The organism is Halomonas sp. PGE1 (genome assembly GCF_013000985.1).
Lineage (GTDB): Bacteria > Pseudomonadota > Gammaproteobacteria > Pseudomonadales > Halomonadaceae > Halomonas > Halomonas alkalicola.
Genome location: NZ_CP053032.1, coordinates 2,456,081 through 2,478,243 on the forward strand (window position 1 = coordinate 2,456,081; position 22,163 = coordinate 2,478,243).

The window sequence follows — 22,163 nt, forward strand, 5'->3', positions numbered from 1 at the left end:
TGATCTTGGTGTTATGGCCACGAGACGGCGCAGTGCCGACTGATACCTTCAAGTTAGGCGCGAGGTGGGAGAGGGAGTATTGGACCGATGGACAGGTAGGCTTTCTACTTGACGCACATCAATGTTCAAGACTGATAGCAGCCGTATCGACACCCGAGGTGCCGATACGGCGCGGTGAAAGATGAATTCGATGACCCGAGTGTCGTCGCGCGAGGCCCGTTGCCGTCACTGACCTGAATCAGACATCGCCGCGTGCAGGCCCGACAGGCGCAGCACCAGCTGCATGCGGTCGCGCACGCCAAGCTTGCCGAACACCGCCCCGAGGTGCGCCTTGACGGTGCGCTCGGTGATGCCGAGCTCGCGGGCCACCTCCTTGTTGCTGTGCCCCTCGAGCACGGCCAGGGTCACCGCCCGCTCCCGTTCGGTGAGCGCCTGCAGCTCCTCCGCCTGGGAGTGGGCCTGCGCCCGCCCACCCAGCGCGCGGAAGGTTCCCCCCACCACCCGGGCCATCAGCTCGGGCGGCACCCAGATCCCCTGGTTCATGATCACCACCTGGGCCTGGCGCAGCACTTCAGGGGCGGAGAGCGCATGCACATAGCCGCGCGCACCGCTCTCCAACGCCTCGAAGGCCTCGGCGGCGCTGGGGGAATGGGTCATCACCCCGACCGCCGCACCGCGCCGGTGCAGATCGGCCACCCGCTGCGGCCAATCCTCGCCGTCGACCATGACCCACACGCAGTCGCCACGCACCAGCCGGGCATGGATCTCCCGCGGGGAGATCAGGCGGGCATCGCTGAAGGCCTCGCGCCAGCGGGGGATCTCGTCGCGTCCCTGACTGATGAAGTAGATCGCCATCTATCGCTCTCCCAAGGAATCGCTCCAGGCCCGCAGCACGGGTTTGAGCATGAACTGCATCACGGTGCGCTTGCCGGTCATGATGTCCACCTGGGCGGTCATGCCGGGAATCACGGCGAGCTGCTGGTTGACCTCCTCGCCGTCCAGGGCGCGCACGCGCACCAGATAGAAGGTGTTGTCGTTATCGTCGGTGATGGTGTCGGCGCTGATGTGGTCGAGCTCTGCCTGCAGGCCGCCATAGATGGAGAAGTCATAGGCGGTGAGCTTGATGGTGGCCGGCTGCCCGGGGCGCAGGAAGGCGATGTCCTGAGGAGCGATGCGCGCCTCGACCAGCAGCTGGTCGTCGCTGGGCACGATCTCCACTACCTCCTGCCCCTGCTGGGCCACCCCGCCGATGGTGTTGATATTGAGCCGCTGCACCACGCCGTCCACCGGCGAGCGCACCTCGGCCAGGCGCACGCGGTCCTGCAGGCCGGCACTGGACTCGTCCAGGGCGGAGAGATCGCCCATCACCTGGGCCAGGTCGTTGCGCCAGTCGCTGCGCCGTTCGATGCCGAGCTCGCGCAGTTGGGTGCGCGCCTCCTCCACGGCCGACTCCAGACGCGAGACCGAGGCAGCGGCCTGGTTTCGCTCGCCGGTGGCGCGGGAGACCTCGCGCTGCAGGCGCAGGATATCCACCTCGGAGACCGCCCCGGACTGCAGCAGCGGCCGGGTCAGGTTGAGCTCCTGGCTGGCCATGTTGGCCTCGCGCTGGGCGGTATCCCGCCGGGCCTGGGCTTCGCGCAGCTCCTCTTCCCGCTGGCGAATGCGGTCGCGCAGGATGTTCTCCTGCTCGCGCAGCTCCTCGCGGCGGCTCTCGTAGACCTCCCGTTCCTGGGCGACGATACCCGGCGCCTCGGCGCGCAACTCTTCCGAGGGGTCGAAGGGCGTGTCGGTGATCAGCGCCCGCAGGCGCTCTGCCCGCGCCTGGAGCGACAGCGCCTGAGCGCGGTTCTCCCGGAAGGTGGCGACGAAGCGGGTGGGGTCGATGCGCATCAGCACCTGGCCCGCCTCCACCAGCTGCCCCTCGCGCACCAGGATCTCCTGCACCACACCACCGTCGAAGGTCTGCACCCGTTGCAGCTGGCTGGAGGGAATCACCCGACCGGCGCCGCGGGTCACCTCGTCGATGGCGGCAAACCAGGACCACACCAGCAGTGCCACCACGGTGAGAAGCACCACATAGAGGAAGGCACGAGCGCGGATGGGGTCCTGCTGCATGCGCGCCCAGTCGGCGTCGCTGGCCCAGTCACGGTTGAGGTGCGCCGCGGTGACGCGCCGGGCGAAGAGGCGATCCATGAAGGGGCGGAAGACCTTGCCGCCGCTCTCGGAGAATCGCCCGATCGCCTCGAAGCCGCGCTGTTCGGCGCTGCGCAGGTCCTTGCTCTTGCCGGCCATCAGCGCGCCCTCCCGATCTGGCCCTTGCGCAGGGCCTCCACCACCTTGTCTCGCGGCCCGTCGGCGACCACCTTGCCGCCGTCGATCACGATGATGCGATCCACCAGCGAGAGCAGCGAGGTACGGTGGGTCACGACTATCATCGTCTTGGCCCGGGCGAACTGCTTGAGGTTGGCCTTGAAGGTCTCTTCGCTCGCGTGATCCATGGAGCTGGTCGGCTCGTCGAGCAGCAGGATCTGCGGGTCGTTGACCAGGGCCCGTGCGATGGCCACCGCCTGACGCTGGCCGCCGGAGAGCGCCTGACCGCGCTCGCCCACCTGCAGGTCCACCCCCTGGGGGTGGGCGTTGACCAGGCTCTCCAGGCCGCTGAGCCGGATCGCCCGCAGCAGCGCCTCGTCGTCGACACCCTCGCTGCCACCGCCGGCGACGATGTTCTCGCGCAGGGTGCCGTAGAAAAGGCTGACGTCCTGGGGTACATAGCCGATCTGGCGGCGCAGCTGGATGGGATCGATCTGGCGCAGGTCGACGCCGTCGATCATCACCGCCCCCGCAGTGGGCTGATAGAGCCCGAGGATCAGTTTGTTGAGGGTGGTCTTGCCACAGCCCACCCGGCCGAGCAGTGCCACCTTCTCGCCGGCGTCGATCTTCAGCGTCACGTCGCGCAGCGCCTCGCGTTCCTCCTCGGGGTAGCGCAGGGTGACCTTGTCGAAGGCGATCTCGCCGCGCAGCGCCGGACGGCTGACGAAGGCCTTGCCCTCGGGGCGCTCCACCGGTCGCTCCATCACCCCGTTGAGGGACTGCAGCGCGGTGGAGGACTGGTGGTACTGGGCCAGCAGGGCCGCGGCCTGGCTCACCGGCGCCATGGCCCGCGAGGAGAGCAGGTAGGCGGCGATCAGCCCGCCCTGGGTGAGGTTGCCATCGATGATCAGGTAGACCCCGATGATGATCACGCAGACCGCCACCGAGTGCTGGGCCCACAGCGCCACGCTGGAGACCGAGGAGCTCACCAGGCGCAGCTGGGCGGAGGTGCGGGAGAGGAACGCCGAGGCCTTCTCCCAGACGCCCTGGATGCGGCTCTCGGCGCGCAGCGCCTTGACCGTCTCGAGCTGGGAGACCGATTCCACCAGGGTGGCGTTGCGCTGGGCGCTGACCCGCCAGGTGGTCTCGGAGAGCTCGTGCAGCTTGCCCTGGGCCGCCAGGGCATAGAGCAGCACGAAGGCGATGCCCACCAGCACCGGGATCACCAGCGGCGGGCCGATCAGGGCGATGATGGCGGCGAACATCAGCACGAAGGGCAGGTCGACCAGGGCCACCACCGTGGCCGAGCCGATGAAGCCCCGCACCGACTCATAGGACTGCAGGGTGGCCGCGAAGGAGCCGGTGGAAGCGGGCCTCGCCTCCATGCGCAGCCCCAGCACCCGGGCCATGATCGAGGAGGAGAGCTTGACGTCGGCCCGGCTCGCCGCCAGGTCGACGAAGGCGTTACGCATCAGCCGCAGCGCCAGATCGAAACAGAGCACGATGAAGATACCCACCGCCAGCACCCAGAGCGTCTCGGTGGCGTGGTTGGGCACCACCCGGTCATAGACATTGAGCACGAACAGCGGCATCGCCACCGCAAAGAGGTTGATCATCACCGAGCCGGCGATGACGTCGCGGTAGAGCTTGCGGTTCTCGCGAACCACGCCCCAGAACCAGTGGCGGCTGCGCTGCTTGTTCACCTCGGGGCCGCGGGCATCGAAGTGGAAGCGCGGCCGCACGTAGATCGCCTGGCCGGAGTAGCTGGTCTGCAGGCCGTCGAGGCTCACCTCGCTGATCGCATCACCCAGCTCCGGGAAGATCACCCGGGCGCGGCGTGCCTTGATGTCCAGTGCCACCAGCACGCAGGCGCGGCCCGGCTCCAGCAGCAGCACCGCAGGGAAGAGCGCCGGGTTGAGCTGCACCAGGCGGCTCTTGACCAAGCGCGCCGTCATGCCCGCCCGGGCCGCGGCACGCGGGAAGACTCCCGGCGTCAGCCTGCCCTCCTCCAGCGGCAGCCCGGCGGTCAGGGTCTCGGCGGTGGTGGTCTGGTCATGCAGGGTGGCGACGCTCTGCAGGCACTCCAGCAGCTCATCGTGAACCGCCGAGCGGGAGCCCGGCGCCTCCGGGGGGTCCAGGGATTCTCTCTGGCTCACGAACACCTCATCAGGGGAGAGGCCCTGCCAGCGAGGCTGGCAGGGCCGAAGGAGAGAGGACAAGCGGGGTCAGTGGTGACACCCCGCATCAGATCACGATCATCCCTTTACCGTATAGCTGTCACCGTACCCCATCGCGGCGAGCCGCTGCTGAAGTGCACGCGCCTCGGCGGGAGCGACCGGGCCCAGCTGCACGCGGTGCAGGCTGCCCGAGCTGTCCAGCTGCATCGGCAGGTTCAGCTCGGTGGAGAGCCGCTCGCCAAGCCCCAGGGCACTGTGCTGGTCACGCAGGGCGGCGACCTGCAGGAAGGTGCCGGAAGGCGCCACCTCGGCGACCTGTTCGAGCTCTGCCCGGACCACACCGGCCTCGGTGTAGAGGGTGACCGGGGACGGTTCGGCCCAGGCCCGCGAGACGGCATCGCTGCCGGCGGCCAGCGCCTGCGGCTGAGCCTCGACCGGCGCGAAGCCGAGATCCAGGTTCTCGCCCACCCGTTCCAGGGTCACCTCCACGCGGCGATTCTGGCGACGCCTCTCCACGGTATCGTTGGTAGCCACCGGCTGGCGGGAGCCGTAGCCGCGGGTCTGCACCAGGCCACGCTCCACGCCCTGGCTCACCAGATAGTCAGCCACGCTGTCGGCGCGCCGCTGGGAAAGCGGGTCGTTGATGGCATCGTTGCCGGTGCTGTCGGCGTGGCCGGCGATAAACACGCGCTCCAGATTGTTCATGCCGCGAATCTGCTGCGCCAGCTGGCCGAGCTCCCCGCGCGCCTGGGCGGAGAGATCCGCGCTGTTGACGGCAAACAGCGCATCGGCAGACAGGGTGACATCCGGCGCCCGTGCCGGTGCGCTGATCCCGCCGGTGAAGTCCTGCAGGGTGAAGCCCATGGGCCCTTCGGCGGGGCAGACCACGTCGGGGTTGAGCGCCACGCCGTCGCTGCCCATCTCGGCCAGGGTCGGCATGTCGTCACGCACCACGCCCAGGGTGGGCATCAGCTGCCCCATGGCGGCCAGGGTACGGGCGTCGGCCAGGGCCACGTCGTACTGGGCGTTGACGAAGGCGCGGCTGGCCTCGAAGAACTCGTTCTCGCTGTCCAGCACGTCGAGCAGGGTGCGCTGGCCGATATCGAACTGCTGCTGGTAGGCGCCGCGCACCCGATCGATGGACTGGCGGTGCTGGTTCAGGTACTGCATCTGCTCGCGCAGGCGGCGGGTGTCATTGTAGGCGATCTGGGTGGTCTGGCGGATGTTGTGACACACCACCTCGCGCTGGTTGATCGACTGCTCGACGCGGTCGCTGGCGGCGCGGAAGGAGGCCAGGTCGCTGCCGCCGCGGTAGAGGTTCATGCTGGCCACCAGCTCGATGCTGTGGCGGTCCCGCCGCCCAAACGCATCGAAGTTACCGTCGTTGCTGTCGTAGGTGCCTGCACGGCCGCGCAGGTCCAGGCGTGGCTGGAAGCCGGCCCGGGTGCCGGCCTGCTGGGCGCGGCTCGCCTCGATGTTCTCGATGGCGGCGTGGAACTCGGGGTTGCCCTGGAAGGCCAGGTTCACCGCCTCGGCCACGCTGGGCGGCAGGCGGTTATCCAGCTGCGGCGCCGGCGCCAGGTTCTCGGCGGGGAGCCGGCCGACGATGCGCTGGTAGCGGGCGGTGACGTCGTGGAGGTTGGAGGCCTCGGTCATCAGGTTGGACTCGGCCAGCGCCAGGCGGCCGCTGATCTGCTCCAGGTCGACGCCGCGCCCGGCGCCGGACTGCACCCGTTCCTCGATCTGGTTGAAGACGCGCAGGTGGTCGGCGTAGTTGTCCTGGGCCAGGCGCACCAGCTCGCGGTAGCGGCTCACGTCCAGGTAGGCGCGGGAGGCTTCCAGGGCGACGTTCTCGCTGGCCCCGAGCAGTTCGTAGTAGCGCACCAGCTTGGCCCGATCGAGCCGCTCCACTTCGCTGCGGGTAGCGAAGCCGTCCCAGATCATCTGGCTCAGGGTCAGCTCGGCGAAGGTGGTCTCGTAGCTGCCACGACCGTCATCCTGACGGTCTTCACGGCCGATACCGGCGGCGGCATCGATGCTCGGCAGGTAGTTGCCACGGGCCACGCCCACGTCGTTGCCGGCGGCGCGCAGGCCGTTCCAGGCCGCGTGCACCTCAGGGTTGGTGGCGAGCGCCTGGCGCACCACCTCGGTCAAGTCGGTGGAGCCGGGCTGAGCGAGCCCCGGCGGCAGGCTCTGGGCCACGGCGGCGGCCAGCGGCAGCAGCGTCAGGGCGGAGCCGACGACGGCGGCGCCGGCGAGACGACGCCGGCCCTGAAGGTAACGGGTAACTACGGTGGCGCATGTCATGATGGTTCCCTTTTGCATGATCCCCGGGCGCTGACCATCGGTCGATACCCGGCTGGAGAGTGTTATTTATTTTATTGTTCGGGTCGCATTCCCGGTGCGGCTCCTGCTCGCCGGAATGGCGCATCCTTTCCCGTACTCCTGACTCCTGAGCCAGCGGTATTACCAGGAAGGTAGTCGCCAGCCAGAGGAGAGGCTCAGCACTTTAGACTGATGCCCGCCCTGTTTGTTACTCAGTGTAATCTTATGTGGCCACTTGTCCACTCACTCCACTTCGGCAAGCCGACGAAATCTCACCTGCTTGACGTAAGCCAGGGATTACACTGCAGAGTCCTGCCCCGTCGATGCCCCGGCCAGGCTTGGCGCCCGCCTCTCTCCCGAAGCGATCAAACGTGATATCGTCACGCCACTGCGGCACGGCAACGTTAAACAAGGAGAAGGCCATGTCCTCATCGGAAATCCAGAAGACCCGGGTCATCAACGAACTGCGCGGTTTCATCAAGAAACTGCTGCAGGACCCGAGGATCCTCGACCAGTCCCTCGAGATCGCCCGGCGCCACCTGCCCGAGGGCGGCGGCAGCGCAGTGATGGCGCGCATCGCCAACGAGATCTCGGAGACCACCAGCGTGCACATCCCGGAGGATCCGGCCGAGCACTCCGAGGCCGACCGCCTCTTCCTGGAGCTGCTCAAGGAGGTGGTGGACGAGGAGCAGGCCCTCTACTGAGCGCCGCTCGCGGCCGCCGCTGCTGCCGCCCTCCTCCCCGCCTTTCCGGCACCTCCCAAGCGCCCCCCGACGCCCGGCCCTGCCGGGCGTTGTCGTTGCGGGCCCCTGCCCGCCGAGTCTGGTAAACTGTAAGGCACTGTTTCTACAAAAGCTTTACAGACTTTCCACGATGTACTATCTGCTCAAGCTGTTCCCCGAGATCACCATCAAGTCACGCTCCGTGCGGCGCCACATGATCCGCTGCCTCGCCTCCAACGTGCGCAATACCCTGCGCCCGCTGGACCCGCGGGTGAAGGTCCAGGAGCGCTGGGACATCCTGCAGGTGGCCCTGCCCGATGACCTGCCCCCTGCGCATCAGGAGGAGATGCAGGAACGGCTGACCCGCATTCCCGGTATCCACGAGGTGCAGGCGGTCGAGGAGGTCGACTTCGACGGCCTCGAGGACATCGCCAGGCAGGTGGTTCCGCTATGGCAGCACGCCATCGCCGGGCGGCGCTTCCGGGTCACCGCCAAGCGCCGCGGCGAGCACGACTTCACCTCTGCCGACATGGAGCGCCACCTGGGCACCCAGCTGCTTGCCGCGGCCCCCACGGCGCGGGTCGATCTGCGCCACGCCGAGGTCGAGGTGCCGGTGCAGGTGGTGGACGCTCGCCTGCGCCTGATCCGCCAGCGCTGGCCGGGGCTTGGCGGCTATCCGCTGGGCATGCAGGGCCAGGCCATGACGCTGATCTCCGGCGGCTACGACTCCCCGGTGGCCGCCTGGCGGATGATCCGCCGCGGCATCAAGAGCCATTTCCTGTTCTTCAATCTCGGCGGCCCCGAGCATGAGCGCGGCGTCCGCGAGGTCACCCACCACCTCTGGCAACGCTACAGCCTGTCGCATCGGGTCAACTTCATCTCGGTGCCCTTCGAGCCGGTGGTGGCCGAGATCCTCCAGACGGTGCCCGACAGCCTCATGGGGGTGGTACTCAAGCGCATGATGGTGCGAGCCGCCTCTCGCATCGCCCAGCGCGCCCGGGTGCCGGCCCTGGTCACCGGCGACGCCATCGCCCAGGTCTCCAGTCAGACCCTGACCAACCTGGCACTGATCGACGAGGCAAGCTCCCTGCCGGTGCTGCGCCCGCTGCTCACCGAGGACAAGCAGGCGATCATCGATCAGGCCCGCCGGATCGATACCGCACGCTTCGCCGAGGCGATGCCGGAGTACTGCGGGGTGATCTCCAAGCGCCCCCACACCCGCGCCCGGCGCGATCAGGTCGCGGCCGCCGAGGCCGGCTTCGACTTCGGCGTGCTTGACGCCGCCATCGAGGCCGCCACGCTGACCCGCAGCGATAGCCTCGGCGACACGACGGCCCCCGCCCCGCAGGCGCTCCTCACCTTGGACTCCCCGGCAGCCCTCGCCGCCGCCGACGACGTCAGCGTGATCGACATCCGCCCACCCGGCGAGCGCGAGGAGGCGCCGCTGGCACTGCCCGAGGTTCCGCGCCTGGAGATCCCCTTCTACGAGCTGCAGCAGCGGGCCGAGGCCCTGCCGGACGATCGCCGCTACTTCCTCTACTGCGACCAGGGGGTGATGAGTCGCCTGCAGGCCCTGCACCTCCATGATCGCGGTCTCACCCACTTCGGCGTCTATCGAAACATCGCATCCAGATAGTTACATTTCGCTACTCAAACGCCAGAACCGTTCTACGCTTATGGAAGGAGGTACGCATTCGTACCGGGCCATGGCGGAGGTAGCGTATGGGCAGGCTGGACTCTCAGGAGCCGCTTCTCGATCCCGGCTGGCCCCGGCCGCCGGGCGCCGGGCTGTCGGCCGAGCCTCCACCCAGGAAGCGGCGGCGCCTCGGACTGTGGCTGCTGCTGTTCTTCGCGCTGGTGGCCAGTGTGCTGGCCACCCTGCTGGTGGCTGAGGCACGCACCTCGCGCTTCCAGTCACAAGAGCTCTCCCGCTACGCCGCCACCCTGACCTGGACCGTCGCTCCGGGACGCAGCGAGCGGCTGCTTGCCCCCGCCCACGGCCCCTTCGATGAGCGGCTCGGCTACACCCGGCTGCCCGAAGTCCAGTCGCGACTGGTGGAGCGCGGCTTCCTGGTCGAGCGCCAGGCACGCTTCTCGCCGGCGCTGATGGAGTATGTCAACCACGGTTTCTTCCCCCCCTACGGCGAGAAGACCCGTGCCGGCCTCACCCTGGAGAGCTGCACCGGCGAGAGCCTCTACGTCTACCGCCACCCCGGGCGCCACTTCCCCCACTTCGATGCGGTGCCGCCTCTGGTGCTGGAGATGCTGCTGTTCATCGAGAACCGCCAGCTGCTCGACGCCAGCGCCCCCAACGCCAACCCCGCGGTGGACTGGCCGCGCTTCGCCCGCGCTGCCCTCTCCCAGGCGAGCCGGGCCCTGGACGTCTCGGACCAGTCCGCCGGCGGCAGCACCCTGGCCACCCAGATCGAGAAGTACCGTCACTCCCCCGGCGGGCGGACCGACACCCCCATGGAAAAGCTGCGCCAGATGGTCTCGGCCAGCGTGCGCGGCTACCGCCACGGCCCCGAGACCCTCACCGCCCGCCAGGATATCGCCCTGGACTACCTCAACAGTGTGCCGCTGGCCGCCGCTCCCGGCCACGGCGAGGTGCACGGCCTCGCCGACGGCCTGTGGGTCTGGTTCGGCGCCGACCCCGACGAGATCAACCGCCTGCTGGTGCCGGACTTCAACGGCCCCGATACCCTGGCGCGCCGGGGGCTGGCAACGCGCCAGGTGCTCGCGCTGATGATCGCCCAGCGCCGCCCCTCCTGGTACCTGCGGGGCGGCCGTGAGGCCCTGGAACGGCTGACCGACAGCCACCTGAGGCTGCTCGCCAGCGAGGGCGTGCTGCCCGTCGAGCTGAGCGAGGCGGCCCTGGCCCAGCGCCTGGTGTTCCGCGACTTCCAGGCGGCCCCGGTGGCCCACCGGGTGCCCCGCGACAAGGGGCTGCAGGTGGCGCGTACCCGCCTGGCGGGCATGCTGGGCGTCTCGCTCCACGAGCTGGACCGCCTGGATCTGACCGCACGCACCACCCTGCACCCCGACCTACAGGTCGAGGTCACCGACTACCTGTATCGACTGGCCGACCCGGCCTTCGCCGGCGAGATCGGCCTCTTTGGCGAGCGCCTGCTCGCCCCGGAGAAGACTGCCGAGGTGCGCTACAGCTTCACCCTCTTCGAGCGCAGCGAGGAGGGGTTCCGGGTGCGGGTGCAGACCGACAACAGCGGCCAGCCCTTCGATATCAACGAGGGGAGCAAGCTGGAGCTGGGCTCCACCGCCAAGCTCAGGGTGCTGGCCACCTACCTGGAGGTGATCGCCGAGCTGCACGCCCGCCACGCTGGTCTGCCCGCCGACACCCTGCGCCAGATCCCGGTGGACCGCCAGGACCACCTGAGCCGCTGGGTGATCGAGCGGCTGATCGCCACTCCGGATGTGCCGCTCGACGAGCTGCTCACCCAGGCCATGCAGCGCCGCTACTCGGCGAGCCCCCACGAGGCCTTCTTCACCGGGGGCGGGCGCCACACTTTCAGCAACTTCCGGCGCGAGGACAACGGCCGCAACCCCACCCTCGAGGAGGCGATGCGGGAGTCCCTCAACCTGCCCTTCATCCGCCTGATGCGCGACCTGGTGAACTACAGCATCCACCGCGACGAGAACCGCCGCCGGCTGCTCGAGGACGACAGCGATCCGCGTCGCCTGGACTACCTGGCGAGCTTCGCCGATCGCGAGGGCCGGGTGTTCCTGCAACGCTTCTGGCGCAAGTACCAGGCGTTGCCGCCCGAGGAGCGCCTGGAGGCCTTCCTGGGCGGGCTGCGCCCCGGCGCGCGGCGGCTGGCGGCGGTCTACCGCTATCTCTACCCGGAGGCGGACCCCATCGGCTTCACCGCCTTCGTCGCCGAGCGGCTGGGCGGCCGCGACGCCAGCTTCCGGCCCAGTGTGCTGTTCGAGGGCAGCGATCCCAGCGCCCTCACCCTCTCCGACCAGGGCTATATCGCCGGCGTGCATCCGCTGGAGCTGTGGCTGGTGGGCTTCCTGCAGGACCAGCCCGACGCCGGCTACGCCGACGCCGAGGCCGCCAGCCGCGAGGCGCGCCAGGAGGTCTACGGCTGGCTGCTGCGCACTCGCCACCGCAGCGCCCGCGACACCCGCATCCGCACCATGCTGGAGGTCGAAGCCTTCCTCGATATCCACCAGCGCTGGGCGCGGCTCGGCTACCCCTTCGACCACCTTGTACCGTCGCTGGCCACCGCGGTGGGCAGCTCGGGGGATCGACCCGCGGCCCTGGCCGAGCTGATGGGCATCATCCTCAACGACGGGGTGCGGCTGCCCACCCTACGCATCGACGACCTGCACCTGGCCGAGGGCACCCCCTACGAGACCCGCTTCCTGCCCGACCACGGCCGCGCCCGCCAGGTCATGGCGCCGGAGGTGGCCGCGGTGCTGCGCCACACCCTCTCCCAGGTGGTGGAGGGCGGCACCGCCCGCCGCCTGCAGGGCAGCTTCCGGCTGGACGACGACACCCCGCTGACCCTCGGCGGCAAGACCGGCACCGGCAACAACCGCTTCCAGACCGTCACCCGCTCCGGCCAGGTGGTGCACTCCGAGGCGCGCAACCGCACCGCCACCTTCGTCTTCTACCTGGGCGACGACCACTTCGGCACCCTCACCGCCTACGTGGCCGGCAGCGAGTCCGACCGCTTCCGCTTCACCTCGGCCCTGCCGGTTCAGGTGCTCAAGGGCATGGAGCCGATCCTGAACCACTACCTGGCCGCGGGCACGCATACCCAGTGCCAGCCGCCCCGCAACCACGACATGCTGATGGCCGACTCCAAGCCCAGCGGCGGCTCTTCTTGAGCGTCCGGCAGGGGTTCAGCCCGCTCCGGCAAAGGCTGTTCCAGCTGGCAGAAGATCAGAACGCTACTGCAGAGGCCGTTCCTACTGGTGGGAGCCACGCTCCGCGGGGCGAAGGGGTACAAAGGCCCCTACGAAAAGCGCCCGGTGCGGGTAGGCACCGGGCGCTTTGTTCGTTCAGACGTGCTCGGATCAGCTGCAGGGTACGACCTTGCGGGCGGTGTCCTTGGCCCACAGGCTCTGGCCGTCCGGGGTGGTGCCGTGGTCGTTCCAGGTCTCGGTGATCTCGAGGCAGTAGGAGCCCATCTCCTCGACGCGCTTCTCTGGGTCGGCGGGGCGATCATCGCCGATCCGCATGAGGTCCGGGTCGACGCTGGTGTAGGTCGGCGAGATGGCATTGCCGGCACAACCGGCCAGCAGGGCGGTGGCCGCAATCAGGGGCAGGGCAAGACGCATACGCATGGGAATTCCTCCATGAAGTCTGTTGGGAAGCAGGCTCCAGGCATGCGTGACGCTGAGGTTGGTCATCCTGCGAGTGGCGATCCGTGCCACTCACCGATTGACTCTACCATTTTAACCGAACAGTGTGCGACTCGCCAAACCCGGGTGCCGCGCGGGTGCAGCCACGCCCCAAGACCGCTACAATCGACGGCCTGATTTTCATGGGAATCCAGAGCCGACATGTCGACGACCGCCAAGCGCCAGATCCTGGTTACCAGCGCCCTGCCCTACGCCAACGGCGCCATCCACCTCGGCCACCTGCTCGAGTACATCCAGACCGATATCTGGGTGCGCTTCCAGAAGAGCCGCGGCCACGAGTGCCACTATGTCTGCGCCGACGACGCCCACGGCACCGCCATCATGCTGCGCGCCGAGCAGGAGGGGATCACCTCCGAGGCCCTGATCGATCGCGTCAGCCAGGAGCACCAGGCGGACTTCGCCACCTTCGGCGTGGCCTTCGACAACTACCACTCGACCCACTCCGACGAGAACCGCTACTTCAGCGAGCTGATCTACACCCGCCTGCGCGACAAGGGCCACATCGCCACCCGCGACATTGAGCAGATGTACGATCCGGTCAAGGGGCTGTTCCTGGCCGACCGCTTCATCAAGGGCACCTGCCCCAAGTGCAAGGCGGACGACCAGTACGGCGATAACTGCGAGGCGTGCGGCGCCACCTATACCCCGGCCGAGCTGATCGACCCGGTGTCGGCCATCTCCGGCGCCACCCCCGAGGTGAGAAGCTCCACCCACTACTTCTTCAAGCTGCCGGACTTCGCCGACTTCCTGCACGAGTGGATCAACGACGGCCACGTCCAGCCGCAGATCCGCAACAAGCTGATGGAGTGGTTCGAGGCCGGCTTCAATGAGTGGGACATCTCCCGCGACGCCCCCTACTTCGGCTTCGAGATTCCCGACGCCCCGGGCAAGTACTTCTACGTCTGGCTGGACGCCCCCATCGGCTACCTGGCCAGCTTCAAGAACCTCTGCGACCGAGAGAGCCTGGACTTCGACGCCTTCTGGCACAAGGACAGCCAGGCCGAGGTCTATCACTTCATCGGCAAGGACATCGTCTACTTCCACGCGCTGTTCTGGCCGGCCATGCTCCACGGCGCCGACTTCCGCACCCCCACCGCGGTCAACTGCCACGGCTTCGTGACGGTGAACGGCGCCAAGATGTCCAAGTCTCGCGGTACCTTCATCAAGGCCGCCACCTACGCGGACTTCCTGAACCCGGAGTATCTGCGCTACTACTTCGCCGCCAAGCTCACCTCCCGGGTGGACGACCTGGACCTCAACCTCGAGGACTTCGCCGCCCGGGTCAACAGCGACCTGGTCGGCAAAGTGGTCAACATCGCCAGCCGCTGCGCCGGCTTCGTCAAGAAGCTCGGCGGCGGCAGGCTCTCAGCCCACTGCGCCGAGCCGGAGATGGTGGCCCGCTTCATCGCCGCCGGCGACGAGATCGCCGAGTTCTTCGAGGCCCGCGAGTTCGGCCGCGCCATGCGCCGGGTGATGGAACTGGCGGATGAGGCCAACACCTACATCGCCGACGCCGAGCCCTGGGTACTGGCCAAGCAGGAAGGCCGCGAGCAGGAGGTCCTCGACATCTGCTCGGTGGGTCTCAACCTGTTCCGACAGCTGATGGTCTACCTGGCACCGGTGGTGCCGGCCATGGCCGAGGACGCCCGCGAATTCCTCAAGCTCGACGGCCTCGACTGGCATAGCCGCCATGAGGTGCTGCTGAGCCACGAGATCGCCAAGTTCAAGCCGCTGATGACCCGCGTGGAGCGGGAGAAGATAGACGCCATGATGGCGGCGTCAAAGGAGGACCTGGTGGAAGAACAGAAGCTCAAGGAGACCCCGAAGGGGCCCCTGGCCGAGACGCCCATCGCCCCGGAGATCGGCTTCGAGGACTTCGCCAAGGTGGACCTGCGCATCGCGCGGATCGCCAAGGCGGAGTACGTCGAGGGCGCCGACAAGCTGCTCAAGCTGACCCTGGACCTGGGCGGCGAGACCCGCACGGTGTTCTCCGGCATCCGCAGCGCCTACGCCCCCGAGGCCCTGGAGGGACGGCTCACCGTGATGGTGGCCAACCTCGCCCCGCGCAAGATGCGCTTCGGCCTCTCCGAGGGGATGGTGCTGGCCTCGGCCAACGACGAGGGCATCTACCTGCTCTCGCCGGACACCGGTGCCGAGCCCGGCCAGCGGGTGACCTGAGGCGGTGAGCCAGCGCGAGCGGATCGCGGCCATCGACGCCCTGCTGCCGCAGACCCAGTGCGGCAAGTGCGGCTTCGATGGCTGCCTCCCCTACGCCGAGGCGATCGCCGAGGGCGAGCCCATCAACCGCTGCCCGCCTGGCGGCGAAGCGACGCTTGCGTGGCTGGCGGCGCTCACCGGCCAGCCGGTGCAGCCCCTGGCGGAACCCGCCCAGTTGCCGCTGGCCGCGGTGATCCGCGAGGACGAGTGCATCGGCTGCACCAAGTGCATCCAGGCCTGCCCGGTAGACGCCATCCTCGGCGCGGCTAAGCGCATGCATACGGTGATCACGGACGAGTGCACCGGCTGCGAGCTCTGCGTGGCGCCCTGCCCGGTGGATTGCATCGATCTGGTGCCCCACCCCGCCTGGCAGGCCGCCGAGAGCGAAGCCGAGCGCGACACCTACCTGGCCCGACGTGCCGAGCTGGGTCGCACCCGCCACCGCGCCCGCCAAGTGCGCCTGGCCCGAGAGGCCAAGGAGAAACGCCTGGAGCGCCAGAAGCGGCTGATGCAGCAGCGCCGCGCCGGCGGATCTGGCCCTGCCACCGCAGGCCCAGCGGTGAAGCGACAGCGCCAAATGGCCCTCAAGGCCGCCGAGCAGGCCGTCAAGCGCGTGCGGCAGCAGCTGGAGAGCGCCCAGCGCCGCGGCGACGCCAACGCCGAGGCCACCGCCCGCGCCCAGCTCCCCGAGGCCGAGCGGCTGCTGGCCGAGGCCAGAAGCGCGCTGGAGCAGGCTGGCACGGCCGATTAAGCGGAATAACACCACTGGGCGAAGGCGAAGTCTAAATCGCTTCAACCTACTGGTCCCAGAAGGAGCAGGCCACGGTGATGGCGTGTTAGTCACCAAGGCCGGAGACTACTGGTGGGAGCTGGGCTCCGCCCGGCGAATGGCGCCGCAGGCGCCCAGCGGTGTCGCCATCCGTCTATTCGCCCCGCAGAGCGTGGCTCCCACCAGAAGCAACAGCCTCGGTGGCAGCAGGCAACTGATGGGAGCTGGGCCCCACCAAGCGAATGGCAGTGTTGCCACCGCCCCAAGCTACTAGTAAGAGATCGGCTCTGCCGAGCGAACGGCTGTGTCGCCACCGCTCCAAGCTACAGGTAGGAGACCGGCTCCGCCGAGCGAATGGCTGTATTGCCACCGCTTCAGACCACTGGTGGGAGCTGGGCTCCGCCCGGCGAATGGCGCCGCAGGCGCCCGGATAAATTACACAACCCGAAGGCCGAGCTTCCGAGAAACGACAAAGATGCCATGAACGCCCAGAAACGCTTTGAAATCTTCGCGCGGCTGCGCGACCACAACCCCGAGCCCACCACCGAACTCCACTGGACGACCCCCTTCGAGCTCCTCGCCGCGGTGCTGCTCTCCGCCCAGGCCACCGACGTCGGCGTCAACAAGGCCACGGCAAGGCTCTTCCCCGTCGCCAACACGCCCCAGGGGATCATCGAGCTCGGCATCGACGGGCTCAAGGAGCACATCAGGACCATCGGCCTGTTCAACACCAAGGCCGAGAACCTGATGAAGACCTGCCATCTGCTGGTCGACAAGCACGGCGGCGAGGTCCCGGAGACCCGCGCCGCCCTGGAGGCGCTGCCCGGGGTGGGCCGCAAGACCGCCAACGTCATCCTCAACACCGCCTTCGGCCAGCCCACCATCGCGGTGGACACCCATATCTTCCGGGTCTCCAATCGCACCGGTATCGCCAAGGGCAAGGACGTGGTCGAGGTCGAGAAGAAGCTGCTGCGCCACGTGCCCAGGGAGTTTCGCCAGGACGCCCACCACTGGCTGATCCTCCACGGCCGCTATACCTGCGTGGCACGCAAGCCGCGCTGCGGCAGCTGCGTCATCGAGGATCTCTGCGAGTTCAAGGAGAAGACGGAGCTGTAGTCGCGGCGCCCGGGCAAGGCGCGTGACAGGGCATGCACCGAAGGGCGGGTTGGCAGCCGCCGACGGCTGGGCGAGGATGGACGGACAACGACAAGAGCCCTTTCGGAGCCCCATGCCCATTCCACTCCACGACCGCCCCATCGCCGAGCGCATCGAGGCGCTGCTGGCGCTCTCCCGCCAACACGCCGACACCTACTGCAGCCCCTCGGCCAGCCTGGCCCGGGAGCGCTACCTGGCCCGTCACCCCACCCGCCTGCTGGTGCTGAAGTGCATGGACGGGCGCATCCATATCCCCCACGCCACCCGCACGCCGCTGGGCATCATCATGCCTTTCCGTAACCTCGGCGGCATCTTCGATCTGGGTTGGCCCTACCTGGGGGAGCTGGTGACCGAGGCGGTGGCGGAAGGGATCCGCGCCGGCCACGGGTCGCTCTTGATGATCACCTACCATTTCTCCCGGGGGGAGCGCCTGCGCGGCTGCGCGGGGTTCGGCTGCGATGCCGGCGCCGCCCTGGCCCACGCCCGCGAGATCCGCGCCCAGGCCGAGCGGCTGTTCGGCACCGACCACCAGCACGTCTACCCGCTGGTGTGCGGCTTCGAGACCGACACCGACGCCCTGATCCTGCACGGCGAGGGCGAGGCGACCCTGGATATCGGGACGCTCGAGGCCGACGACGGCGAGAACCTCGACCACCGGGTGGCCACGCTCTGCCCGGACATGCCGGCCGATATCCGCCGCGACCTGCTGCCGCTGCTCGAAGGCAACCTGGCTCATACGGCGAGCCTGCGCGGGGTGGCCCGACAGCTCGATATCGAGCACCGCGAGTGGGTGATCTGCGTAGGGCGCGGCTTCGACTTCCTTCACCTGCCCAATACCGCGCTGATCATCGGCCCCTATGGGCCGAGCCTGGCCGAGCCCATCGGTACCGCTGCCGACATCATCGACGCCAACATGGCCGCCGGGCGCATTCCCGATGACGGCCTCATGCTGCTCGCCTCCACCCCCTACCAGTCGGTGGGGGTGGACCGCGCCCGGGCTGAGCTCAAATCGCACTTTCTGGCCGACTTCGCGAGTCGGGTGATCCAGGAACGCCACCCCTGGCTCGCCGAGCGCATGCACCGCCATACCGCCGTGGTGCACTGGCCCACGCGGCGCCTCGACCTGCTCGACACCGGCATCGGGAGGTCCCACTGATGGACGTGCTCAAGTACCTGGCGCTGCCGCCGCTGGTCAACGTCCTACTGGTGCTGGTGGGTCTGGCCCTAGGTGCGAAGCGCCTCGCAGGCGGCCTGCTGGTCGCACTCGGGCTCCTAAGCCTGCAGTTGCTCGCCACCCCCTGGGCCAGCCACGCCCTGCGTCAGGGCCTGGAACCCGCGCCACTGCCCGGCCCCGGCTCGCTGCGCGGCGCCCAGGCCATCGTCATCCTGGGGGGCGGGCGCGACTATGTCGCCCCGGAGTTCGGCTGGGGCGATGCTCCCTCCAACCCCACCTGGCGGCGGCTCGCCTACGGCGCCCACCTGCACCGGGGCAGCGGCCTGCCGATCCTGGTCAGCGGCGGGCGGGTCCATGACGAACACAGCGCCGAGGCGAGCCTGATGGCCGCGGCGCTGCGGGAGGTCTTCGAGGTGCCGGTGCGCTGGCTGGAGGGCGAGAGCCGTAACACCGCGGAGAACGCACGCTTCAGCGCCGCCATGCTGGCGGGCGCCAACATCGAGCGGGTGGCGCTGATCTCCCAGGCCTGGCACCTGCCGCGGGCCATCGCCGAGTTCGAACGGGCTGGTCTGGCCGTTGTGCCGGCACCGACGGAGTTCGCCAGCGCCCCGCCGCCAGGGCTACACGGCTGGATCCCCCGTGCCTATCACCTCAACGAGAGCACCCGCGCCCTGCACGAGTGGCTGGGCCGCGGGGCTCTGTGGGTGCGCGAGGCGCTGCTGGAGCGCCATCGCCGCAGCGCAGAGGGCTAGGCTAGAAACCCTGCCCCTCGAGACGGTCAGCCAGCTCCTCGAGAATCGCAATGCCCTGCACGTCGGTGGGCAGCCAGGGCAGCCGCGGGCGCGGCAGGTGGCCAAGCTCCTGGTCGATGCGGGCCAGGTAGGTCGCCTCCTGCTCGCGGCGGGCGCGCAGGAACTCGCCGTCGGCATCCTCGGGAATCACCCGGTTGACCAGGGTGCCGGCCACCGGCACGTGCGCCTCCTCGAGGGTCGCCACGGCCCTCGCCGTCTCGAGAATCGGCAGCCGCTCGGGAGTCAGCACGAACAGAAAGCCGGTCTCCTGCGCGTTTTCGATGCGCCGCCGCGCCCGGTGGAAGAGACGCCGGCGCTCGATCAGCGTCTTCGCCACATCGCGGGTCTTCTCGTCCAGGTCGGCCAGCGGGTCCTCCTGGGGGTCGTCGAAGGGGGTGGCCACGTCGCGGCCTCGCTTGGGGGTGAGGTGCGAGAGCACCTTGCCGAGCTCCTCCGACTTGCGATTGTGGGCCAGCAGGCCATCGGTCCAGGCGGCCATCGCCTCGGGCAGGGTCAGCAGGCGCAGGGTGTGCCCGGTAGGCGCGGTGTCGAAGATGATCAGGTCCCAGTCGGCCTCGTCATCGGTGATCAGCCGCGACAGCCGCTCCAGCAGCGCCGCCTCCTGGGTGCCCGGCGACTGCCGGGTCAGGCGCATCTGCCGCTCCAGCTCCTTCATCATCTCCGGGGCGGCGTAGCGGCGCATCTGCTCGGTCACCCTCGCCAGGTGGGCCTCCACCTCGGCATCGGGGTCGATCTCCATGGCATCGAGGTTGGGCAGCAGCCGGCGCGGCACATCGCCAAGCTCACGATCGAAGACATCGCCCAGGCTGTGGGCCGGGTCGGTGGAGACCACCAGCACCTTCCTGCCCCGCCGCGCCGCCAGCACCGCCAGGGCCGCGGCCACGGTAGTCTTGCCGACCCCGCCCTTGCCGCCCACCCAGAGCAGGCGCTTGTTCAATAATTCCTTCATACGAAACTCCACTTCCCATGCTTGGGGCGACTGGTAGACATGATGGATTGACCTGCCCCGCCTCAACGTCGTGGGTTACGTTGAGGTGGGGACACCCAAACACAGAGCCACTATTGAGGGAGGCAGGTCATGAAACAGTCTAACGCAACTCAACGAGCCGTTGTCGACCGCACTGTCACCGAGCGGATCAACGCCGCCAGCTACGTTCACGCCGCCTATATCGGCCTGGACGTGCATAAGGCCAGCATCTCGGTGGCGGTCGCTGAGGCAGGCCGGCAAACGCCCGAGTTTCGCGGTGAGATCCCCAATGAACCCAAGGCGATCGACAAGCTGATTCGCCAGATGAGCGAACGCTTCGACGGGCAGCCCCTGCTGTTCAGCTACGAGGCCGGACCCTGCGGCTACGGGGTCTATCACCAGGTCCAGGCCAGCGGCCATGACTGTGAGGTGGTAGCACCGACCCTGATCCCGCGTCGTGCCGGCGATCGTGTCAAGACTGACCGCCGCGATGCGCAGATGCTGGCCCGCCTGTCGCGCTCTGGAGAACTCACCCCCGTTTGGGTACCCACGCCGGAACAGGAAGCGATACGCGACCTGACGCGGGCTCGGGAGGATATGAAGGCCATCGAGCTCAAGGCGCGTCAGCGGCTGAACGCCTTCCTGCTGCGACACGGCAAGGCCTACCCCGGCAAGAGCAAGTGGATTCCTGCCCACTTTCGCTGGCTGGAAACGGTGCGCTTCGACACCCCGGTTCAGCAGATCGTGCTGCAGGAGTACATCGAGGCGGTGCGCGAAGCGCAGCGCCGCGTGGCCGGCCTGGAGAGGCAGATGGAGGCAGCACTGCCGGACTGGTCGCTGGCCCCGGTGGTCGAAGCCATCCAGGCGATGCGCGGCGTCAGCCTGATCACCGCCATGACGGTGATGGCTGAGCTGGGGGATATCAGCCGTTTTGATTCGCCCTGTCAGCTGATGGCCTATCTGGGGCTCGTGCCCAGCGAGCACTCGAGCGGGGGTAGCCGACGCCAGGGTGGCATTACCAAGACCGGCAATGGCCATGTACGACGCGTCCTGGTGGAGGCTGCCTGGAGCTACCGCTTCCCGGCCCGCAAGACGCGCATTATTGAGCAGCGGGCCGAGAGGACCTCGCCGACGGTGCAGGCGATAGCCTGGGCCGCACAGAAACGACTCTGTGGGCGCTACCGCCGGCTGGCGGCCACGGGCAAGGCCAAGCAACAGGTGGTGACGGCCGTGGCTCGGGAGCTCACCGGCTTCCTGTGGGCGATTGCCTGCGAGGCCATGGGCAAGCCGCACGGCAGCCGAGCCACGGCATGATCATTCCGTCCCAGTGCCTTCGGGTCAGGGAGCGTCGGGCCGGTGGGAGAACCCCTGACGCTCCTATGAGGCCCCCGCCCTCCGGGGCAGGGTGACCCTCGCTCGTAGACCAGGGCAGCTCCGCGACGAAGTGATGACAGGTCGGTACCCAACCCACGAATACCAGAGAGATCCACCGTCGCTGATAGCCCCTCGCTTCCTGATCCGAAGGCATTGAGGACGACAATAGACAACAGAGACAACCGAACCCTTGACGGGTCAATCCATACCAGGAGCTGGGCTCCGCCTTGCGAATGGCACCAGCCACCGTCCCTGAAGGTTACTGGTGGGAGCTTGGCTCTGCACGGCGAATGGCACCAGCCACCGGCACTGAAGGTTACTGGTGGGAGCTGGGCTCCGCCCGGCGAATGGCGGCGAAGCCGCCCGGCGGTATTGCCTGGGTAAGCTAGGAGCCCTTCGGCCTCCCTTCGCCCCGCAAAGCGTGGCTCCCACCAGAACACACTAGCCTCAGCAGTCTCAGCAGCACTTGAAATGGTCCAGCGGCGAGCGCTCCATGCCCATGCGCCGATGCCAGTCGTGGAAGCGCTCCAGCAGCAGTGGCTGCAGCTCCAGGGTGTAGTAGGCCGCCGGGTTGGGCACTCCCATCATCTCGGAGAACACCAGCAGCATGAAGAGGTCGTCCTCGTCTCGGCGGGCGCGAGCGATGGCGCCCCGGTAGCGGGAGGAGTAGACCTCCTCCGCGAAGAAACGGGCCTGGCTAAGCCAGGCCCGAATCCGTTCGAGACGAGGATCATGACCGCGGTCATGATCGTCGTTCATGGGTCACTCCT

Annotated in this window: 16 protein-coding genes; 9 read left to right on the forward strand and 7 right to left on the reverse strand. The window is 68.4% G+C overall.

The annotated features are described in order from the left end of the window. Positions 1-225: 225 nt before the first annotated feature. The 4 genes from HIR79_RS11610 to HIR79_RS11625 form a co-directional block, all read right to left on the reverse strand. On the reverse strand, positions 226-855 hold the full coding sequence (locus tag HIR79_RS11610) for a response regulator transcription factor (protein ID WP_169958482.1): 630 nt from the start codon (positions 853-855) through the stop codon (positions 226-228). Next, on the reverse strand, positions 856-2,292 hold the full coding sequence (locus tag HIR79_RS11615) for an HlyD family type I secretion periplasmic adaptor subunit (RefSeq protein ID WP_169958483.1): 1,437 nt from the start codon (positions 2,290-2,292) through the stop codon (positions 856-858). It abuts the gene before it with no gap. Beyond that, a complete protein-coding gene (locus tag HIR79_RS11620; protein WP_249322129.1) occupies positions 2,292-4,466 on the reverse strand; it encodes a type I secretion system permease/ATPase in 2,175 nt (724 codons plus the stop codon). Before HIR79_RS11620 ends, HIR79_RS11615 begins: the two co-directional genes overlap by 1 nt. 99 nt (positions 4,467-4,565) lie before the next feature. Next, positions 4,566-6,794 (reverse strand): TolC family outer membrane protein, encoded by a 2,229-nt coding sequence (locus HIR79_RS11625; protein WP_169958484.1) that lies wholly within the window; start codon positions 6,792-6,794, stop codon positions 4,566-4,568. A 440-nt stretch (positions 6,795-7,234) separates the two neighbouring features. Between HIR79_RS11625 and HIR79_RS11630 the strand changes: the two genes are divergently transcribed. From HIR79_RS11630 to HIR79_RS11640, 3 genes are all read left to right on the forward strand, one after another. Next, entirely contained in the window at positions 7,235-7,516 is a 282-nt protein-coding gene (locus tag HIR79_RS11630; RefSeq protein ID WP_169958485.1) for a hypothetical protein, read from the forward strand. 169 nt (positions 7,517-7,685) lie between these two features. Next, complete coding sequence (gene thiI, locus HIR79_RS11635; protein ID WP_169958486.1) at positions 7,686-9,170, forward strand: tRNA uracil 4-sulfurtransferase ThiI; 1,485 nt, start codon at positions 7,686-7,688, stop codon at positions 9,168-9,170. 86 nt (positions 9,171-9,256) lie between these two features. Then, positions 9,257-12,388, forward strand: a complete 3,132-nt coding sequence (locus tag HIR79_RS11640) for a transglycosylase domain-containing protein (protein WP_169958487.1) — start codon at positions 9,257-9,259, stop codon at positions 12,386-12,388. 189 nt (positions 12,389-12,577) lie between these two features. Here HIR79_RS11640 and HIR79_RS11645 read toward each other — a convergent pair whose 3' ends face one another. Further along, a complete protein-coding gene (locus HIR79_RS11645) occupies positions 12,578-12,847 on the reverse strand; it encodes a hypothetical protein (protein WP_169958488.1) in 270 nt (89 codons plus the stop codon). Between the two features lie 219 nt (positions 12,848-13,066). Here HIR79_RS11645 and metG point away from each other — a divergent pair, with 219 nt between their 5' ends. The 5 genes from metG (at position 13,067) to HIR79_RS11670 (ending at position 18,992) form a co-directional block, all read left to right on the forward strand. Continuing rightward, positions 13,067-15,103 carry a methionine--tRNA ligase gene (metG, locus tag HIR79_RS11650; protein ID WP_169958489.1) on the forward strand — a complete coding sequence of 679 codons (2,037 nt, stop codon included), beginning with the start codon at positions 13,067-13,069 and terminating at the stop codon, positions 15,101-15,103. Positions 15,104-15,107: 4 nt separating this feature from the next. Further along, the gene (locus HIR79_RS11655; protein ID WP_169958490.1) at positions 15,108-15,893 is read left to right on the forward strand and encodes an RnfABCDGE type electron transport complex subunit B; all 786 of its coding nucleotides are present in this window, start codon (positions 15,108-15,110) and stop codon (positions 15,891-15,893) included. A gap of 498 nt (positions 15,894-16,391) precedes the next feature. Next, positions 16,392-17,027: an endonuclease III gene (gene nth / locus HIR79_RS11660; protein ID WP_169958491.1), complete on the forward strand. Its 636-nt coding sequence runs from the start codon at positions 16,392-16,394 to the stop codon at positions 17,025-17,027. A 112-nt stretch (positions 17,028-17,139) separates the two neighbouring features. Continuing rightward, positions 17,140-18,222, forward strand: coding sequence for a carboxysome shell carbonic anhydrase (locus HIR79_RS11665; RefSeq protein ID WP_169958492.1), 1,083 nt, complete (start codon positions 17,140-17,142; stop codon positions 18,220-18,222). Next, a complete protein-coding gene (locus tag HIR79_RS11670) occupies positions 18,222-18,992 on the forward strand; it encodes a YdcF family protein (RefSeq protein WP_169958493.1) in 771 nt (256 codons plus the stop codon). The genes HIR79_RS11665 and HIR79_RS11670 overlap by 1 nt, the downstream gene beginning before the upstream one ends. A 1-nt stretch (position 18,993) precedes the next feature. On the opposite strand, the gene HIR79_RS11675 is transcribed toward HIR79_RS11670, so the two are convergent. Further along, the gene (locus HIR79_RS11675; protein ID WP_169958494.1) at positions 18,994-20,001 is read right to left on the reverse strand and encodes an ArsA family ATPase; all 1,008 of its coding nucleotides are present in this window, start codon (positions 19,999-20,001) and stop codon (positions 18,994-18,996) included. A 129-nt stretch (positions 20,002-20,130) separates the two neighbouring features. Between HIR79_RS11675 and HIR79_RS11680 the strand changes: the two genes are divergently transcribed. After that, positions 20,131-21,333 carry an IS110 family RNA-guided transposase gene (locus HIR79_RS11680; protein ID WP_249322130.1) on the forward strand — a complete coding sequence of 401 codons (1,203 nt, stop codon included), beginning with the start codon at positions 20,131-20,133 and terminating at the stop codon, positions 21,331-21,333. 516 nt (positions 21,334-21,849) lie between these two features. Here HIR79_RS11680 and HIR79_RS11685 read toward each other — a convergent pair. Further along, positions 21,850-22,152 carry a cory-CC-star protein gene (locus HIR79_RS11685; RefSeq protein WP_119023085.1) on the reverse strand — a complete coding sequence of 101 codons (303 nt, stop codon included), beginning with the start codon at positions 22,150-22,152 and terminating at the stop codon, positions 21,850-21,852. Between the last annotated feature and the right edge of the window lie 11 nt (positions 22,153-22,163).

Excerpts from the sequence above, each read along its gene's own strand:
- HIR79_RS11675 (WP_169958494.1), bottom strand. The coding sequence starts at position 20,001 with ATGAAGGAATTATTGAACAAGCGCCTGCTCTGGGTGGGCGGCAAGGGC.
- HIR79_RS11630 (WP_169958485.1), top strand. The coding sequence starts at position 7,235 with ATGTCCTCATCGGAAATCCAGAAGACCCGGGTCATCAACGAACTGCGC.
- HIR79_RS11645 (WP_169958488.1), bottom strand. The coding sequence starts at position 12,847 with ATGCGTATGCGTCTTGCCCTGCCCCTGATTGCGGCCACCGCCCTGCTG.
- metG (WP_169958489.1), top strand. The coding sequence starts at position 13,067 with ATGTCGACGACCGCCAAGCGCCAGATCCTGGTTACCAGCGCCCTGCCC.
- nth (WP_169958491.1), top strand. The coding sequence starts at position 16,392 with ATGAACGCCCAGAAACGCTTTGAAATCTTCGCGCGGCTGCGCGACCAC.
- thiI (WP_169958486.1), top strand. The coding sequence starts at position 7,686 with ATGTACTATCTGCTCAAGCTGTTCCCCGAGATCACCATCAAGTCACGC.
- HIR79_RS11685 (WP_119023085.1), bottom strand. The coding sequence starts at position 22,152 with ATGAACGACGATCATGACCGCGGTCATGATCCTCGTCTCGAACGGATT.
- HIR79_RS11610 (WP_169958482.1), bottom strand. The coding sequence starts at position 855 with ATGGCGATCTACTTCATCAGTCAGGGACGCGACGAGATCCCCCGCTGG.
- HIR79_RS11615 (WP_169958483.1), bottom strand. The coding sequence starts at position 2,292 with ATGGCCGGCAAGAGCAAGGACCTGCGCAGCGCCGAACAGCGCGGCTTC.
- HIR79_RS11625 (WP_169958484.1), bottom strand. The coding sequence starts at position 6,794 with ATGACATGCGCCACCGTAGTTACCCGTTACCTTCAGGGCCGGCGTCGT.
- HIR79_RS11640 (WP_169958487.1), top strand. The coding sequence starts at position 9,257 with ATGGGCAGGCTGGACTCTCAGGAGCCGCTTCTCGATCCCGGCTGGCCC.
- HIR79_RS11670 (WP_169958493.1), top strand. The coding sequence starts at position 18,222 with ATGGACGTGCTCAAGTACCTGGCGCTGCCGCCGCTGGTCAACGTCCTA.
- HIR79_RS11680 (WP_249322130.1), top strand. The coding sequence starts at position 20,131 with ATGAAACAGTCTAACGCAACTCAACGAGCCGTTGTCGACCGCACTGTC.
- HIR79_RS11665 (WP_169958492.1), top strand. The coding sequence starts at position 17,140 with ATGCCCATTCCACTCCACGACCGCCCCATCGCCGAGCGCATCGAGGCG.